We start from the raw sequence: 517 nt of genomic DNA, 5'->3' as shown, positions 1-517 counted from the left end.
CATATGTTATTACATTGTACCAACAACATCTGTCAATTCATCAAGTGCTTGGCAGTAATCATTGATTTCCTGTTTCAGTTCTTTGATCTCTATCTGCTGATCAAAAATGGTTTCAAGCGCCTCTTGGTATTTTATATACAGCTGGCTGTATGGTAGGTTATTCATGAACAGATTCCTCCTTTCCGTCATCAGATACCACAGCGGCATGCTCTGCACGGTAAGGATTGTCCGAATTCATATTTAATACATGCGACCGGAAAGTAAGCCTGTCAATTAATGCAGTTACCATGGTCTGGTTTTCAAACATGGTAGTCCATTCGGAGAACCGTAGATTTGTTGAAACCATGACACTTTTCCGCTCTGCACGGTCTGCCACGACTTTGAATAGTAGCTCTGACTGATGCCGGTTGAAGGTCAGATAGCTCAGCTCATCAATAATCAGCAAATCAGCTTTGGATATCTGTTTTTCCAATCGAACCAGCCGATGATTGTCCTGAGCTTCAATGAGCTCATTGGA

At 42.0% G+C, this 517-nt stretch carries 2 protein-coding genes; both read right to left on the bottom strand.

Going from position 1 to position 517, the window contains the following annotated elements; translation table 11 throughout:
• Nucleotides 1–9: 9 nt before the first annotated feature.
• Nucleotides 10–165 (bottom strand): hypothetical protein, encoded by a 156-nt coding sequence (locus tag ACYVD3_RS24235; protein WP_460645071.1) that lies wholly within the window; start codon nt 163–165, stop codon nt 10–12.
• Nucleotides 158–517 (bottom strand): ATP-binding protein (locus tag ACYVD3_RS24230; RefSeq protein ID WP_460645070.1); only part of this gene is annotated, 360 nt, incomplete at its 5' end. The genes ACYVD3_RS24235 and ACYVD3_RS24230, both read right to left, overlap by 8 nt.

Source organism: Lacrimispora brassicae (assembly GCF_054772055.1).
The sequence above is the reverse complement of the archived record's forward strand: the minus strand, read 5'-3'. Positions and strand labels throughout refer to the sequence as shown.

What these genes read in the sequence shown, in the direction of transcription:
- ACYVD3_RS24235 (WP_460645071.1), bottom strand. Translation starts at nt 165, where the DNA reads ATGAATAACCTACCATACAGCCAGCTGTATATAAAATACCAAGAGGCG.